Here is a 17,001-nt window from a genome sequence, read left to right as displayed (position 1 = left end):
CCGGCCCCTCGAGGGCCCGCGGTGCGCGGGAGGTCTCGAACGGCCGGGGCTCCCCGGGTCGTGCTGCGCCTAGAGGCGGGCGGGCGCCTGGGAGTGCGCGGCGTGCTCGTCGCGGAGCATGCCGAGCACCTGGGCGCGGAGGTCCTCCGGCGCCGTCTCCTTGCACGCCCGCTGCACGGCGACCGTGAGCACCACGCCGACCTTCGCCTCGTCGGCGCAGTCGACGCATCCCGCCATGTGCTCGCGGATGTCGGCGGCGTCCTCCTTGCACAGCTCGTTGTGGAGGTACTCCTCGAGCTCGGCCTTCGCCTTCGTGCAGCCGCTGTCGGTCATTTCGTGCTCCCGGAAGTGAATGCGGCGCGGAATCCGCGCTCGCGTGCGTAGTCGGTGAGTCGTTCGCGCAGCATGCGCCGACCGCGGTGCAGCCGGCTCATGACGGTCCCGACGGGGGTCTTCATGATGTCCGCGATCTCCTGGTAGGAGAAGCCTTCGACATCGGCGAAGTAGACGGCGAGCCGGAAGTCCTCCGGGATCGCCTGGAGCGCCTCCTTCACCGCGGTGTCGGGGAGGTGGTCGATCGCCTCCGCCTCGGCCGAGCGGCTGGAGGTGGCCGTGGTCGACTCGGCGCCGCCCAGCTGCCAGTCCTCGAGCTCGTCGATCGCGCTCTGATAGGGCTCGCGCTGCTTCTTGCGGTACGAGTTGATGAACGTGTTCGTGAGGATGCGGTAGAGCCAGGCCTTCAGGTTGGTGCCCTGCTCGAACTGGCGGAACGCGCCGAAGGCCTTCGCGAAAGTCTCCTGCACGAGGTCCTGCGCGTCGGAGGGGTTCTTCGTCATCCGCAGACCGGCCGCGTAGAGCTGGTCGATGAAGGGCAGCGCCTGCTGCTCGAAGAGGGAGCGGAGATCGACGGGAGCCTCGACCGGGGCGTCGTCCAGCGACTCCTCGACGGTCTCCACGATCGTCTGCTCCGCGTCGGCGGGCTCGGGAGCCTCGTCGGCGGGGGTGGTGCGGGGTTCGTCGTCGCGAGTCATCACGAGCGATTCTAGAGCGGCGGCGCGGCGGACGACCGGGGTTGCGGCGCGAGGGCGCCTCCGGGCGACGGGCCTGCTGCTCCGGAGGACCGGGGGTGCTGCCGTCATGCTCCGCCTCCGTCACGCTCATGACGACGCCCTGCGCGCCGACTATTCTGACAACCGATGGTCTTCTCGCGTTATTCCGCCCCCGAGTTCGATGCGTACGGCGACGCCCGTGCGCTCCCCGGCGACGACGCCTGGCCCGCACCCCTCGCGGCCGGCGCTCTCGACGCCGAGGTCGGCCTGCCCGGCTCCAAGTCGCTGACCAACCGGGAGCTGGTGCTCGCTGCTCTGGCCGACGGGCCCTCCACGCTGCGGGCGCCGCTGCACTCCCGCGACAGCGCCCTGATGATCGAGGCGCTGCGCTCGCTCGGCACCACGATCCGGGAGTCCGGCTCGACCGGCGGCTTCGGCGCCGACCTGTTCGTGGAGCCCGCGGAGGAGCTGCTCGGCTCGACGACGATCGACTGCGGGCTCGCGGGCACCGTGATGCGCTTCGTCCCGCCGCTGGCCGGCCTCGCGCTCGGCCCCACCACCTTCGACGGCGACGCGTACGCGGCGAAGCGGCCGATGGGGGCGACGATCGCCTCCCTCCGCGCGCTCGGCGTCGACGTCGCCGACGACGGCCGCGGCGCGCTCCCCTTCACCGTCCACGGGTCCGGGGCCGTCCGGGGCGGCGACGTCGTCGTCGACGCCTCGCGGTCGAGCCAGTTCGTCTCGGCGCTCCTGCTGGCCGGCGCCCGCTTCGAGGAGGGACTGCACCTGCGCCACGAGGGCAGCGCCGTCCCCTCCCGGCCCCACATCGACATGACCGTCGCCGCGCTGGCGGCACGGGGCGTCGAGGTCGGCACGCCCGCCGACGGCGAGTGGACCGTCGCGCCGCAGCCCATCGCCGGCGCCGACGTGCTGATCGAGCCCGACCTCTCGAACGCCGCGCCGTTCCTCGCTGCGGCCCTCGTCACGGGCGGCCGCGTCCGGCTTCGCCACTGGCCGGCCGTCACCACGCAGGTCGGGGCGCACCTCGAGCGGATCCTGCCGCTGTTCGGCGCCCGCGTCGAGCGCGACGGCGAGGACCTCGTGGTCACCGGCGGCGACGAGATCCTGGGCGTGGACCTCGACCTGTCGGAGGGAGGCGAGCTCGCCCCCGCCCTCGCCGCCCTCGCCGCGCTGGCCTCCACTCCCAGCACCCTGACCGGGATCGGCCACATCCGCCACCACGAGACGGACCGCCTCGCCGCCCTCGCCGCCGAGATCACCGGCCTCGGCGGCCGGGTCACGGAGCTCGAGGACGGTCTGCGCATCGAGCCCGCCGATCTCCACGGCGGCCGCTGGCGCACCTACTCCGACCACCGCATGGCCCACGCCGGCGCTCTGATCGGCCTGGTGGTCCCCGGCGTGGTGATCGAGGACGTCGCGACGACAGCGAAGACCCTCCCCCAGTTCCCGGAACTGTGGACGACCCTCGCCGGATCGGTCTGACCCGTGTCGTGGTGGACGGACAGCGGCCTCGACGCCGACGGTGCTCTCGACGACTTCGACGGGTACGACGAGTCGGACGCGCGGGTTCGCCCGAACCCGAAGGGCACGAAGCCCCGGACCAAGAACAGGCCCGCCTACGAGGACGCCGAGATCGCGATGGTGCTCGGCGTCGACCGGGGTCGCTACACGGTGATGATCGGCGACGGGACGCCCGAGGAGCACGAGTTCACGGCGGCCCGGGCCCGCGAGCTGCGGCGCCAGGCGATCGTGGCCGGCGACCGCGTCGACGTGGTCGGGGACTCCAGCGGCGACGAGGGGACGCTCGCCCGCATCGTCCGCATCCGCGAGCGGTCGACCCTCCTCCGCCGCAGCGCCGACGACACCGACGCGATCGAGCGCGTGATCGTCGCCAACGCCGACCAGATGCTCTGCGTGGTGGCCGCCGCCGACCCCGAGCCCCGGACCCGGCTGGTCGACCGCTACCTGGTCGCCGCCTTCGACGCCGGGATCACTCCGATGCTCTGCATCACCAAGACCGACCTCGCGGACCCGGCCCCGTTCCTCCGCAACTTCGAGGGGCTCGACCTCCGCGTGTTCCTCTCGAGCCAGGACGAGCCGCCGGTCGACGAGATCGCCGACGCCCTCCTCGGCCACGAGACCGTGGTCGTCGGGCACTCCGGAGTCGGCAAGTCCACCCTCGTGAACAAGCTCGTCCCGGACGCGCACCGGGCCATCGGGCGCGTGAACACCGTGACGGGCCGCGGTCGGCACACCTCGTCCTCCACCGTCTCGCTCCGCGTGGAGCGCGGCGACCGGCACGGCTGGGTCATCGACACCCCCGGCGTCCGCTCGTTCGGACTCGGCCACGTGAACACCGACAACGTCCTCGGAGCGTTCACGACCCTCGCCGTGATCGCCCGGGACTGCCCGCGCGGCTGCACGCACCTGCCCGACTCCCCCGACTGCGCCATCATCGAGGCGGTCGAGGGCGGACTGCTGGGCGCCAGCGGACCGGAGCGCCTCGACTCGCTCCAGCGCCTCCTGACCACCTTCGCCACGACCGACGGAAGCAGACGATGACCGACCTCTCCCCCCTCCCCGCCGAGGCGCGCCTCGCCGCCGGCGACTCCGCTCCGGAGTTCACGCTGCCGAACCAGGACGGCGAGCCCGTCTCGCTCGCGGACTACCGCGGACGGCGCGTCATTCTGTTCTTCTACCCCGAGGCCGACACCCCCGGCTGCACCACGGAGGCCTGCGACTTCCGCGACAACGCGGCGTCCCTCCGCGACTCCGGCTACGAGGTCCTCGGGATCTCGCGGGACGCCCCGGAGGCGCTGCGCCGCTGGGCCGACGCCCAGGGCATCGCGTACCCGCTGCTGAGCGACCCCGACATGACCGTGCACCGCGCGTACGCGGTGTGGGGCGAGAAGAGCCTCTACGGCAAGACCGTCGTCGGCGTGCTGCGCTCGACGTTCGTCGTCGGAGCCGAGGGAGCGCTCGAGTTCGCGCAGTACGGCGTCCGGGCGACCGGGCACGTGCAGGCGCTCCGCAAGAAGCTGAAGCTCGTCTGACCCCGGGGCGCGCGGTGCAGGTCATCGTGCGCCACCGGCTCTCGGGGTTCCGCTCATCTGCGAGCATCTCTCATGTCGACGTGAGCGGCACCGTCCGGTGCCCCGTCGGGACGAGGGGTGGTCAGGGTGCGCTCGAATGCTCGCAGGACGACGGCCGCAGCGGCGATCGCGGTCGTGGCAGCTGTACTGGCGGGCTGCACGCCACCGGAGCCGGCGCTCACCGCCGCCAGGGTGCTGCAGGCGGTGTCCGTCGCCGTCTCGTCCGACGGGGGTGTCCGTGCGATCGAGGGGACGGCCCTCGCCGTCGGCGACGACCCGTCCGACACCTCGGCGACCACCACCGTCTACGATCCCCCCGAGGTCGCCGCCGACCTGCCGGTCCGTGTCCGGCCCTCGTGGCGCACCGCCGACGCCTCGGGCACCGATCCGGCCGACCTCGCCGGGCGCTCGGGTCGGATCGAGATCTCGCTCGCGGTGGAGAACCTGACGGTCCGGCCCGAGGAGGTCGCGTTCGACGCGGCCGGTCGTGCAGCCCGCCGCAGTGCACTCGTCGGCGCTCCGCTGACGATCGCAGCCTCCGCGGTCCTGCCGGGCGTCTCGCCGAGTCGCGTCGTCACCGAGAGCGAGTCGGGTGCCGTCACCAACGGCGTGCTCAGCCGTGACGAGCACGGAGACGCCGTCGTGCAGTGGGCCGCTCTCCTCGCTCTCCCGGGCGGTGGCGCGACGGCGACGCTGACCCTCGTCGCCGACGTCGCCGACTTCGCCGTCCCCGCCTTCGACCTGGCGGTCCAGCCCGGCCTGAGCACCGACCCGACCACCGAGGGGGCGCTGGGCGCCGCGTTCGACTCCTCCGACGCCTCGCCGCTCGCCCTCGAGCGCCGCACGATCGAGGTCGTCACCGCGGTGGACGACCTGCTGACGCAGGCCGGCACCACCGTCGCCGAGGTGCGGGCCTCGCTCGACGCGACCTCCGAGACTCTCGGTGTCCGCACGGCCGAGGAGCTGCGGGCCGGCGCCGCCTCGACGGCGGCCTCGATGCAGAGCCTCTCCGGGCAGCTCGGCGCGCTCCGGGCGCAGCTGTCGTCGACGGTCTCGGGCACCGAGTCCGGCCTGCTGGCGCAGCTGTCCGAGGCGATCGACGCGGTGGACGCCCTGCTGGGCGACACATCGGCCGCGGTGCCGCCGCCGACGGTCTCGGGCAGCGGATGCGGACTCGCCGTCGACGGCGGCCGCACCGGCTCGATCCACTCGGAGCTGCTACGGCTCACGGCCGAGCTCGACGCGTACGGGACCGCGGCCGAGTCCTGCCGCGACGAGGTCGTCGCGGCTCTCCGTGCTGCCGCGGGGCCGGCACAGCCCTCCGCCGAGACCTGCACGGCACCCTCGATGACATGCTCCCTCGCCGCCTCCGCAGCCGCCGTCGACACCGTGCTGCTCGGGATGCTCGATCGCGGGCAGGACCTCGTCGACTCCCTGCAGCCGGAGCTGATGGACGGCGTGCAGGCCGGGTTCGCCGCCCTCGCGAGCAGGGTGGACGCCGCGTCGGCCTCGGTGGACACCCTGGCCGACCCGGAGGGATCCGTCACCCGGGCGCTCGCCGCCCTGTCGGCGACGCTGGACGAGCTCGACGCGGACACCGCGGGCCTGGAGACGACGGTCGCCTCGGTCGGCGCCGCCGCCACGACCGCCCTGGACGAGCTCGGCACGCCGACCAGCACGGGGTCGCTGTCGGCGCAGAACCAGGAGCTGGCCGATCGGCTCTGCGAGCTGTCGCCGGCGACACAGTCCCCTGCTGCCGCACCCACGCCGACCGGGCGCCCGACGCGCGCACCCGTGGAGGTGACCCGGGGCTCCGTCGAGGAGCTCCGCGCCTACCTGACCGCGACGCCCTGCTCCGGCGCGGGCCGCCTCGACGCTCCCGACGGCTATCCGGCCCCCCTGGCCGACCGGCTGAGCGACCAGGTCCACGCGTGGACCGCCGTCGCCTCCACCGTCGGCAGCACCGGCGCGAGTGCCGACCTCGCCGCCCTGCGCGCCGCGCTCGCCACGGTCCGCAGCGGCATGGCCGAGGCCGGCGCGACGGCCGGCTCGGACGACGCACGCCTCACCGGCCTGCTCGCCTCCCTCCGCACCGGCGTCGACGCGCTGACCGCTCAGCGCGACGCCCTCGGCACCCGCATCGACGCTCTCGGCGCCCAGCAGGACGCTCTCGCACCGGCGATCCAGAAGGCGTTCGCCGAGACGGACACGGCCGCCGCCTCCGCGGTCACCGCACTCCTCGACGAGCAGGTGCGGCGGATCTCGACGCGCTCCGGCGCCGACGCCGACGCGGTCGTCGCGATGTTCGACCGGTCGGTCTCGAGCCTGCGCACGGCCTCCTCCGGCATCCGCTCCGACGGTGCAGCGACGGTGGACGCCGGGCACCGGGCTCTCCGCACCGCGGAGGCCCGGATTGGCGGGGCCGTCTCCGAGCGGACGCGCGCCTCCCTGGCCGGCATCGCGACGACGATCGACGCCTCGACCCGCGACACCGACGCGGCCGCCGCGCTCCTCGCCGCCGATCTGCACAAGGTGCTCCTGGACCTCGGCGACCGGACGGTCGGCGGCTCCGGCCTGCTCGGATCGATGACCACGAGTGCCGCGAAGGTCGGCACCGCCGACGTGCAGCTCGCCCTCGCCTCGCAGAGCGCACGGGGCTACGCCGCGGTGCGATCCGAGGACGTCTCGGGCATCCTGCTGGCGCAGGCCCAGGAGCGGGCCTCCCTCCGCGCCGGGGATGAGCTTCCCGCGTTCCACCTCGACCTGCCCGAGGGCACGCGGACCCGGACGGTCTACTCCTTCCGGATCGGGGACGAGCGATGACCCGCCTGGGCAGGCGCGCGGCGCAGCACCCCCGCACCGCCCGACGGAGCCCGATGCTGATCGGCGGCGCCGTCGCCCTCCTCGGCGTCAGCGGTGCCCTCGTCTCCCTCCTGCCCCCGCAGTCCGCCCCGATGACGGAGGTCGCCGCTCTCCCGGTCGGCTTCTCGTGCGCCCGGGTGCCCGAGCAGCTGACGCTCGGGGTGGTGGTCTCGCTCAGCTCGGCTCCGGGCGAGGGCGCGGAGTGGAAGGACGCGGCGAACGGTGCCGTCGTCGCAGCGCACCGGTCAGCGATGGGCGACTGCGAGATCGGTCTCGTCGCCGTCGACGACCACGGGACGCCCGAGGGTGCCCGCGCCGCCGTCGAGGAGCTGACGGGCCAGGGCGTGTCCGGCCTCGTCCTCGCGACCTACGGCATGCACACCGCTGCGGCCGTGGACGCCGCTCGGGCAGCGGGGACAGCGGCCGTCCTCCCGTACGGAGGCGACCCCGCCCTGCCCGGCGACGGCGTCTGGTCCCTCGGACCCGACACCGCCTCGACCGACGCGGCACTCGTGGAGGAGGCCGGCGGCGGCGCCCGGGTACTCCTCGTCGACACCGGTGGAGGCACCCCGACCGGTCTCTCGCCCGCCGCGACGGTGACCGCCGATCCCGGCGCCACCGCGGACGTGATCATCACCGCCGCCCGCCCGCACCTCGAGGGCGAGCTGGCGGTCGAGCGCGTCGTCGTGTCCGGCCCCGCCGCGGCGCAGGCGACGGCGGTCGCCGCTCTGCAGGCGGCGGGGGCGTCCGTCCCGATCCTGCTCACGCCCGACGCGCTGAGCCCCGCCTTCGCTCCCGCCCTGGCCGCGGCCGGAGGCACCCTCTCGGGAGATCTGACGACGATCGGCACGGATTCCGGCGACGCGGTCGCCCTCCGCGGCGACGAGCGCGGACGCGCGGCCTCCGCGTTCCTGGGGGCCGTGCGGATGACCGCCGACGATGCCGCGCGGGCGACCCTCCTCGGCGACCGTTCGTTCCGCGATCTCGCCGCGGTCGCGGACGCCCCCAGCCACGACGCCGTCGTGGCGCTCGTGCGAGCCGCGGCCGTCGCAGGCAGCAGGGAACCCTCGGCGGTCGCCGCCGCACTCCGGGGATCCACGATCGGACCGACGGACGGGCTCGCCGGTCCGCCGCTCGACTTCGGCGCCGCGCACGCTCTGGACGCCCCGGCACTCCCCCTCCACACCTCGCCGCAGCGCCTCGGCCTGCGGCCCGCCGACCCGCCGCTGCTCTGGTTCGCCGGACAGCCCCGACCGTGAGCCCCCGGTGCGACTCCTCCTCGATCTCGACGGCACCCGCTCCGACATCGACCTCGGCCGCCACCGCGACTCCGCGACACTCGGCGAGCTGATCGCCACCGCCACCGGGCACCGCCTCCCGCCCGGGACGGCCCTCGCCGTCGACACCGCCCTGCATCCTGTGGAGACCCGGCTGGCCGATCTGCTGCTGCTCGAGGGAACGCGGATCGCCCGCTCCCCCCTGCCCCGACCTGCCGCGGCCCGCGGGTGGACGGCCGTGCTGTCGGGCGGTCTCGGCGCGGGAGCCGTGGTCGAGATCCCGCGGGGCCGTGCGCTGATCGTGGGCCGCTCCCCGCACGCCGACGTCGTCCTCGACACGGCGAGCGCCTCCTGGGAGCACTTCTCGGTGACCCGCGAGGGCGACGGCCTGCGGGTGCGCGACGCCGACAGCACCAACGGCACTCTGGTCGACGGCGTCTCCGCGACCGGGGACGGGGTCCTCGTCTCCGACGCCGTGGTCGTGATCGCCGGTGGGGCGGCTCTCCGACTGCGCCCCGCGCCTCCCGAGCTCCTCGCGCCCGAGCCGGGGAGCACGGACAACGTCACCGCGACGGCGACCGTGCCCTTCAACCGGCCGCCGCGACCGGGACGTCCGGCGGCCGGCGAGGCGGTCGTCCCGCCGGCCCGCCTCGAGATCGCCTCCGCCACGACCTTCAGCGTGATCACCGTCGCCGCGCCGCTCGTCCTCGCCTTCGCGATGGTCCTCATCATGGGCGATGCGCGCTACGCCCTCTTCGCCGCGCTCAGCCCCGTGGCCGGGGTGGGCCTGTGGTTCGAGCAGCGGCACCGGCACGCCCGAGCGACCCGGTCCGAGGAGCAGCGCTACGGCGAGGCGCTGCAGACGCTCCGCGACGACATCGCCCGTTCCGCGCGTGTCGAACGGGCCCGCCTCGAGGAGGACGCGCCCGACCCGGCGACGACGATCCGCCGGGCGGCGCTGCCCGCCACGTCGCTGTGGCAGCGGCGCGCGACCTCCGCCGATGTGCTCCGCCTGCACATCGGCGTCGGCGACGTCCCGTGGTCTCCCCCGCTCGATCAGCGCGGAGTGCCGCGGCTCGAGGAGGAGGTGCGCGCGATCCTCGCGGTGAGCGTCGTCCCGAGCGCGCCCGTGTCCATCGATCTCGCGGACTCGGGCGTCGTCGGGATCGTCGGCGACCGCGAGGGCGGCCTCGCTCTGGCGAGGAGCCTGCTCTGCCAGGCGGCGGTCCACTGCGGTCCGGCCGACCTGGCGATCGGGGTGTTCTGCGACCGGCGACTCGACTCCGACTGGAGCTGGGCCTCCTGGCTCCCCCACACGCGTCTGCCCGGGGGCGGACGCCGACTCTCCGACCGGCGCGACCGCAGCTCCGAGCTCCTCCGCGCCCTCCGCGAGGAGGACTCGCCGCGCGTGCTCCTGGTGCTCGACTCCGACGTGCTGACCGAGGGACGCGCCGCTCCGGCGCGCGAGCTCCTCGGACTCGGCCGCGGCGAGCGCGAGACGGCGATCCGGATCTCCGGCCTCGTGCTCGCGGCGTCGGAGGAGCAGCTCCCAGCCTCCTGCACGGTCGTCGTCCGGGTCGGAGCGGACGCCTCAGCGGTCCTCTCCCGGCCCGACGAGCGGATCACCGTCGAGGACGTGGTGCTCGCCGGTCTCGCCTCCTCCACGGCCGAGCGCTGTGCGCGCGACCTTGCGCGCTTCGAGGACCCGGAGCTCGTCACCGCGGGGGCGGCTCTCCCCGCGCTCGTGCGGCTGCCGCCCCTGCTGGGCGCCGATCGTCCGACCGCCGCGGACGTCCGGGGGTGGTGGTCGAGCGCCCGGGGCGTGCGCGCGCCCGTCGGCTCATCCGAGCACGGTCCGCTCGTGCTCGATCTCGTCGCCGACGGCCCGCACGGCCTCGTCGGCGGCACCACGGGCTCGGGCAAGAGCGAGTTCCTGCGCTCCTTCGTGGCCGGCCTCGCGGCCTGGAACGATCCGACGCGCCTCACCTTCGTGCTCATCGACTTCAAGGGGGGTGCAGCGTTCGCGTCCTGCGAGCGGCTCCCGCACACGATCGGCACCATCAGCAATCTCGATGCCCAGCTCGCCGACCGCGCGCTGCGCTCGCTCGAGGCCGAGATGCGGCGTCGTCAGCGGCTCTTCGCCGCCGCCGGCGAGGGTGTCGACGACCTCGACGCGTACTGGGCCACCTCGCCGCCGGAGCCGATGCCGCGGCTCCTGCTCGTCGTCGACGAGTTCGCCGTTCTCGCGAAGGAGCATCCCGACGTCCTGACGTCCCTCGTGAGCATCGCCGCGGTCGGCCGGACGCTCGGCGTGCACATGATCCTCGCCACCCAGCGTCCGGCCGGAGTGGTGAACGACGACATCCTCGCCAACACCAACCTCCGCGTCGCCCTCCGGGTGCAGAGCCGGGACGACTCCGCCGACGTGATCGGAGTCGCGAGCGCGGCCGGGATCTCCCGCTCTCAGACCGGCCGGGCGTACGTGAAGCGTGGCCAGAACGACATCTCGCCCGTCCAGACGGCGCTGGTCACCGGTCGCGCGGAGGCGGCGGCCGTCGAGGCGATCGAGGTCCGCCCGGTCGGACCCACGGGCGTCCCCGTCGAGGGCCCCTCCCCGGTCGCCGCCGACGAGACGGCCCCGACCGATCTCGACCTCCTGATCGACGCGGTGGTCGAGGCGGACGCCGCTTCAGGCTTCGGCCCTCCCCGCCCGATCTGGCCGGAGCCGCTCGAGGACATCGTGGCCCTCAGCGGGTTCGGCGCGGAGGAGTCCGACCTCGGTCGCGTCGTCGGCGACGTCCTGCACGTCGCACTCTCGGACGACCCCGACCGGCAGCGCCGGACGCCGACCGGCTGGAATCTGGGCGAGGGGAACCTGCTCCTCATCGGCATCCCCGGCAGCGGCACCAGCACGGCGCTCGCGTCGATCGCGCTGACGGCCGCCCGCCACTTCCCCCCGGACGAGCTCGACCTCTACGTCCTCGCTGCCGGTTCCCGCGACTCCGCCCCGCTTGCGCGACTCCCGCACACCGTCTCCTACGTCGGCGCAGGTGGCGGATCCCACGAGAAGCAGACCCGGTTCCTCCGTCACCTGCGCGACGAGGTGCGCCGGCGCCGAGCATCGCCCGGGGGCCACCGTCGTGCGCTGGTGCTCGTCGACGGTCTCGCCACTCTGAAGGACGAGTTCCAGGACTGGGAGGGCCTGGCTCTGATGGAGGCGTTCACCCGCGCCTACGCCGACGGACCGGAGCTCGGCCTGCACTTCGCGGTGACGAGCACCCGGGCGAGGGCGATCCCCTCGGTGATGGAGGAGGTCACGACGCAGAAGTGGCTGTTCCGCCTCGCCGACCCGCAGGACTACGCCGCCGCCGGGGTGAAGCCGGTGCAGGCGCCGGCAGCGGTGCCGGGGCGCTGCGTTCTCACCTCGTCGCTCCTGCAGACGCAGGTCGCGACTCCGAGGGCCGGTCTCGACGACGCGATCGCCGAGCTCGCGGCCGCCTGGCCGGATGCGCGCGGCAGGACGAGCACGGTCGGCACGCTTCCTGACAGGGTCGCCGTGAGCGCGCTCGGGATCGAGGCCCGCTTCGATCGCGAGCCGTGGCTGCTCCCGATCGGCCTCGGCGAGTCGGACCTCGCCCCGCTGGCGTTCCAGGTCTTCGAGGGCGAGCACGTCGTCATCGCCGGACCCGCCCGATCGGGCAAGTCGACCGTGCTGCTCGCCCTGGCCGAGGCGGCGCGGGCCGCCGGCTCGGTCGCCGTCTGGGGAGTGTGCGATCGACGCTCCCCGCTGAGGGGCGCCGACCTCGACCGACTCGCCGTGGGCGCGGAGGAGCTCTGCACCCTCCTCGCGTCGCTGTCGACGGAGGAGGGCCCCGTGCTGCTCCTCCTCGACGACGCCGAACGCTGGGACGACACCGACCAGGCGCTGATGAGGCTGGTCTCGTCGGGTCGCCCGGGACTCTGCGTCGTGCTGGCCGGCCGGTCGAGCGAGCTCCGCAGCCATTTCGGGAACTGGACGAAGAAGGCGGCGGCCTCCCGCTCCGTGCTGCTGCTCCAGCCCGACATCGACAACGACGGCACTCTCCTCGGCGCGCAGATCCCGCGGCGCTTCCCCGTCCCGCCCACGGTGGGCCGGGGCTTCGTCCGCCTCGACGGCGAGATCCACTTCGTGCAGTCGGTCTCGCCGACGCCGGCGGACGGCGGCTGATCAGCGCCCTCGGGCGGGTGATCGCGCCTCCGCCACCGAGTCGATCGGCGCGTCCTCCTCGAGAGCGCTCCGATCACTCCGAGACGCACCGATGGAGGTGCGCGGAGGAAGGAGCGCGGCGACGACGAGCACGTCCCGCCCCCGCTCGCTGGAGCACGCAGGGGCGGGACGGCCGGTCAGCTCCCTCCGCCGGCGGCGAAGATGTTCTGCGAGATCGTCGCCAGCTGGCTGCGCAGCTCCTCGAGCTCCTGCTTGGCCTTCTCGAGGGCCGACTTCGTCTCCGGCCAGGTCGACGAGCGGAACTGCGAGGCCAGCGGACCGTCCCAGACGTTCGGATCGGACAGTGTCCGCCCCTGTGCGTCGAGCCGGCTGATCTGATCGGCGAGGCCGCCGTTGACGATCGACTGGATCTGCTGGAGCGCGGACTTCGCCTCGTCGGTCGAGAGAACACGTGACATGGATCACACCTTTCTACCCCTGCGGACGGGACCGTCCCGACCGCTCCCCACTCCACCAACGTTTCATGAGGATGTCTCGTCATGGTAGAAGGCAAGACAGCACAGACGGCTCGCGTGGCGTCGACGGCTCGACACTGGCGCGGGAGGTCGACTCACTCGCGAGTGGTGATCGCGAAGGGACTGCTCGAGAGGTCCGAGAACGCGCCCACTCGGGCGCGCAGCTCGCAGGACGGAGTCACCGTGAGGGCGGTCACCGTCAGCCCGTCGGACGACACGGCGACCGCGCCGCCGCAGCCGTCGCTGAACCGCACGCCCTCCACTCCGCCCGCGATCGCGTCGAGCATGCTGCTCGCCGGCGCGGACGACGGCGTCGCGAGCAGGGGGTTCACGGGGTCGGCCCCGCTCGGCCAGACCGGCACCAGCGTCACCGGCAGCGGGGTCCGGCCGACCGTCCGCGCGGGAGTCTCGATGCGCACATCCCGCAGCCGCTGCACGGGATACGCCGTCCCGGTGACCGCAGGGTCGGCCACGGCCTGTGCCGTCGCAGACGCTGCCGCCGCCAGCCACCCGTCCAGGGCGCTCTGCTCGGCCACCGCGATCGGCACGGTCGCCGTGACGTCGACGATCCCCTGCGCCGGGACGTGCAGGTCCGTCAGGCTCCAACCGCAGCCGACCCCGACTCCGGTGACGCTCGGCCGGTTGCGCACCGCCGTCACTCCGGACCAGCTGGCCGCGGGGCACGCCGCCGCGGCGTCCGGGCCCGGCAGCACCTCGAGGAAGGACCCCGAGAGGGGCGCTCTCTGGGCGGAGTAGGAGATCTCGACGACCACGGCCCGTCGCTCCGCGTCCCAGGTGGCCGATCGCGTCACTCCGAGGCCCGTCGGCAGCGGCCGGTCCTGCTGCCGGGCCGACAGGTCGGCATCCGGCGCCGAGGCCCGTGCTCCGCCGCCACGCGGCTGGACGGCGAGGAGCACCGCCCCGATGAGCAGGACGCCGGCGCCGAGGGCGGCGAGGATCATCCGCAGACGTCCGCCGCGCCCCCGCCGAGCTGGAGCCTCGAACGGCCGTTCCGCCAGGCGCAGCTCGCGGCGCGGCACCGGGCGGAGCACGGTCGCCTGCGACGACGGGCCGAGCTCGGGAGCGGGCCCCTCCTCCACCGGCTGAGACGACATCTCCACCGCCATCCCGCGGAGGACCGTGCCCGGGCGCTCGGCCTCCTCGAACTCCGCCACGCCCGCCGCGAGCGGCAGCGCCGGCAGCCCGGCCAGTGCCGGGGAGAGGCGTCGCAGGATCCCCGCCGCCTCCGCAGCCGTCGGCCGCGACGCCGGATCCTTCGCGAGCATCCGGTCCAGGAGCGACGCGAGCCGCGGCGGCAGCTCCAGCGGCGGCGGGAGCATCGCGACGTGCCGGTAGGCGACCGCGACGTCGGCGCCGGGGCCCGCGAACGGGGTCCGGCCGCACAGCAGCTCGTAGAGCAGGATCCCCGTCGAGTAGACGTCGCTCGGCGGGCCGGCCGCTCCGGTGGCGAGCATCTCGGGCGAGAGGTACTCCGGCGTCCCGATGACGCCCGTCGTCGCGCGCGGCCCCTCGGCGACCACGTGAGCGATGCCGAAGTCGGAGACGCGGACGGCGGAGCCCGCATCGTCCGCACCCTCCGCGAGCAGGACGTTGTCGGGCTTCACGTCCCGGTGGACCGTGCCGATCGCGTGCGCGGCGGCGAGAGCGTCGAGGATCGAGGCCGCCACGGGCAGCGCATCGACCGCCGGGAGGGTGCCCTCGTCCCGCAGCAGCTCCCGCAGCGATCCGCCGCCGACGAACTCCATCACGATCCCGAGCGTCTCCCCCTCCACGACGAGGTCGAGCACCTCCACGACGTGCGGGTGTCGCAGACGGGTGAGCACCGACCTCTCACGGACGAACCGCTCGACCAGGCCCGCGTCGTGCACGTGCTCACGGCGGAGGAGCTTCGCCGCGCGGTCCGGCCCCTGCGCGTCGGCGACGCGCCACACCTCGCCCGCGGCACCCGAGCCGATCCGCTCGAGCAGGCGGTAGCGCGCCCCCAACGGATCCCCGGCACTCCTCGCCATGCCGTCTCCCGATCCGAGCTTCCGTCATCTTCGAGAGGAAACATAGCGGAGACCGCTCGGGCGGATCAGCGGTGGCGCATCGGCCGGATCAGAACCCCTCGTTGGCGCGCGGTGCGTAGTCGGCGCCCAGCGCCTCCAGCTCGTCGGCGGTCAGCTCCACGTCCAGCGACGCGACCGCGTCGTCGAGGTGGTGGAGCTTCGTGGCTCCGACGATCGGAGCGGTGACCGCCTCCTGCTGCCGGACCCAGGCGAGCGCCACCTGCGCACGGGGCACGCCGCGCTGCTCGGCGATGCATGCGACGGTCGCGACGGTCCGCCGGTCGGCCTCCTCCTGCTGGCGGTAGAGGGTGCCGCCGAAGACGTCGGTCTCGGTGCGCGCCGTGGTCTCGTCCCAGTCGCGGGTGAGCCGGCCCCGGGCGAGCGGCGACCACGGGATCACGCCGACTCCCTGGTCGACGCAGAAGGGGTGCAGCTCGCGCTCGTCCTCGCGCTGGATCAGGTTGTACTGGTCCTGCATCGAGACGAACCGCGTCCAGCCGCCCAGATCCGCGGTGTACTGCGCCTTCGCGAACTGCCACGCCCACATGCTCGATGCGCCGATGTAGCGCGCCCTGCCCGAGCGGACGATGTCGTGGAGCGTCTCCATCGTCTCCTCGATCGGCGTCTCGGGGTCCCAGCGGTGGATCTGGTAGAGGTCGACGTAGTCCGTGCCGAGACGTCGGAGGCTGTCGTCGATCGCGCTGAGGATGTGCCGCCGCGAGAGGCCGCCGCCGTTGGGGCCGGGGCGCATCCGCCCGTGGACCTTCGTGGCGATCACGACCTCCTCGCGGACCGCGAAGTCCGCGAGCGCCCGGCCGACGAACTCCTCGCTCGTGCCGTCGGAGTAGACGTCCGCCGTGTCGAACGTGGTGATGCCGAGGTCCAGCGCCCGCCGGAGGAAGGTCCGCGACTCCTCCTCGCCCATGCTCCAGCCGTGGGCACCGCGGTCGGGAGCGCCGAAGCTCATGCAGCCGAGGACGATCGAGGAGATCTGCAGGCCGCTGGAGCCGAGTCGGGTGGAGTCCATGCGCGTCGCTTCCGTGTCGAGGAGGGGGTCCCTCCAGCGTCGCACCCGCGAGCGGCGGCGCGCCAGCCGTCCGGCTACACGGCCGGATCGCGACGAGTGGCGGCGACCACGCTCGGGAGGAACAGCGCGACGACGGCCACCGCGGCCGGCGCCAGCAGCGCCCAGCCGATGTCGGGCACGGCGTACTGGCCCTGGAAGGCGCCGAGCGCCACGGCCATCATCACCAGCTGGATCGTCAGCGCCGACGCGCGCATCCAGCCTCGCCGTCGCACGGCGCCGAGCGTCGTCGCGGCGGCCCAGCACACGGCGATCAGCGCGAGGACGACGATGGCGATCCCTCCGCCGACCGTGTCGGCCCGGGTCGTCAGCAGCTCGAGCACGAGCCACGCCGCGACCCCGGCGACGGCGAGCGTCTCGAGGGCCAGGACCGCGATCAGCACCACCAGACCGAGCGGCCGGGAGGCGGTCGGGCGGGGTCCGCGGGACCCGTTCGCGTCAGCGGTCACAGGCACATCCCATCCAGGACTCTTGATTCGGGCTCATCCCCGTGACAGGCTAGTCCAGTTCGTTTCACCGCTCACAGGGTCGTGGGTTTCCGCCGATGTGAACATCCGATCCCGCCGCGCCGTCAGGCACGGGGGCGAGCCGGATGACCAGCACTGGAGCCGGGTGGCCGACGCAGTGCTCACGCATCGCGTCGAGTGCACCGGCAAGAACCGAGCGTTCTCCCGTCCACCACCCCGATCCACCCCGCGCTCCAGCACGGGGCCTCGTGGCGTGCGCCGGTGAGGGCGCGGAGGTCGAGTACTGGTCGGGATCGTCGGCGTGGATCGATCATCCCACCCGAACACTGCGTGGTTCCTCCACGCACGCCTTCACACA

12 protein-coding genes are annotated in these 17,001 nt (G+C 74.1%); 6 read left to right on the top strand and 6 right to left on the bottom strand.

What is annotated here, in order from left to right; translation table 11 throughout:
• Nucleotides 1-69: 69 nt before the first annotated feature.
• Nucleotides 70-333 (bottom strand): zf-HC2 domain-containing protein, encoded by a 264-nt coding sequence (locus C5C25_RS01485; RefSeq protein WP_104224116.1) that lies wholly within the window; start codon nt 331-333, stop codon nt 70-72.
• Complete coding sequence (locus C5C25_RS01480) at nt 330-1,031, bottom strand: sigma-70 family RNA polymerase sigma factor (protein WP_104224117.1); 702 nt, start codon at nt 1,029-1,031, stop codon at nt 330-332. Before C5C25_RS01480 ends, C5C25_RS01485 begins: the two co-directional genes overlap by 4 nt.
• A gap of 165 nt (nt 1,032-1,196) precedes the next feature.
• Here C5C25_RS01480 and aroA point away from each other — a divergent pair, with 165 nt between their 5' ends.
• The 6 genes from aroA to C5C25_RS01450 all read left to right on the top strand — a co-directional run bounded on the left by aroA (nt 1,197) and on the right by C5C25_RS01450 (nt 12,508).
• Entirely contained in the window at nt 1,197-2,552 is a 1,356-nt protein-coding gene (gene aroA / locus C5C25_RS01475) for a 3-phosphoshikimate 1-carboxyvinyltransferase (protein WP_104249512.1), read from the top strand.
• Nucleotides 2,553-2,555: 3 nt separating this feature from the next.
• A complete protein-coding gene (gene rsgA, locus C5C25_RS01470) occupies nt 2,556-3,632 on the top strand; it encodes a ribosome small subunit-dependent GTPase A (RefSeq protein WP_104249511.1) in 1,077 nt (358 codons plus the stop codon).
• Entirely contained in the window at nt 3,629-4,123 is a 495-nt protein-coding gene (bcp, locus tag C5C25_RS01465) for a thioredoxin-dependent thiol peroxidase (protein ID WP_104232788.1), read from the top strand. Before rsgA ends, bcp begins: the two co-directional genes overlap by 4 nt.
• 174 nt (nt 4,124-4,297) lie before the next feature.
• Nucleotides 4,298-6,985, top strand: coding sequence for a hypothetical protein (locus C5C25_RS01460; protein WP_146079409.1), 2,688 nt, complete (start codon nt 4,298-4,300; stop codon nt 6,983-6,985).
• Entirely contained in the window at nt 6,982-8,283 is a 1,302-nt protein-coding gene (locus tag C5C25_RS01455) for a hypothetical protein (RefSeq protein ID WP_146079408.1), read from the top strand. The genes C5C25_RS01460 and C5C25_RS01455 overlap by 4 nt, the downstream gene beginning before the upstream one ends.
• A gap of 7 nt (nt 8,284-8,290) precedes the next feature.
• The gene (locus C5C25_RS01450) at nt 8,291-12,508 is read left to right on the top strand and encodes an FtsK/SpoIIIE domain-containing protein (protein WP_104249508.1); all 4,218 of its coding nucleotides are present in this window, start codon (nt 8,291-8,293) and stop codon (nt 12,506-12,508) included.
• Nucleotides 12,509-12,684: 176 nt separating this feature from the next.
• Here C5C25_RS01450 and C5C25_RS01445 read toward each other — a convergent pair whose 3' ends face one another.
• The 4 genes from C5C25_RS01445 to C5C25_RS01430 all read right to left on the bottom strand — a co-directional run bounded on the left by C5C25_RS01445 (nt 12,685) and on the right by C5C25_RS01430 (nt 16,625).
• Nucleotides 12,685-12,966, bottom strand: coding sequence for a pyrophosphorylase (locus C5C25_RS01445; protein ID WP_104249507.1), 282 nt, complete (start codon nt 12,964-12,966; stop codon nt 12,685-12,687).
• Between the two features lie 152 nt (nt 12,967-13,118).
• Nucleotides 13,119-15,053 (bottom strand): serine/threonine-protein kinase, encoded by a 1,935-nt coding sequence (locus tag C5C25_RS01440; protein WP_104249506.1) that lies wholly within the window; start codon nt 15,051-15,053, stop codon nt 13,119-13,121.
• 88 nt (nt 15,054-15,141) lie between these two features.
• Nucleotides 15,142-16,119: an aldo/keto reductase gene (locus tag C5C25_RS01435; protein ID WP_104249505.1), complete on the bottom strand. Its 978-nt coding sequence runs from the start codon at nt 16,117-16,119 to the stop codon at nt 15,142-15,144.
• A gap of 74 nt (nt 16,120-16,193) precedes the next feature.
• Nucleotides 16,194-16,625, bottom strand: a complete 432-nt coding sequence (locus tag C5C25_RS01430) for a hypothetical protein (protein ID WP_104246659.1) — start codon at nt 16,623-16,625, stop codon at nt 16,194-16,196.
• Nucleotides 16,626-17,001 lie beyond the last annotated feature (376 nt).

Origin of the sequence: Rathayibacter sp. AY2B9 (assembly GCF_002931595.1) — a bacterium.
In the GTDB taxonomy this organism is placed as follows: Bacteria; Actinomycetota; Actinomycetes; order Actinomycetales; family Microbacteriaceae; genus Rathayibacter.
This window is presented reverse-complemented; position numbering and strand designations above follow the sequence as displayed.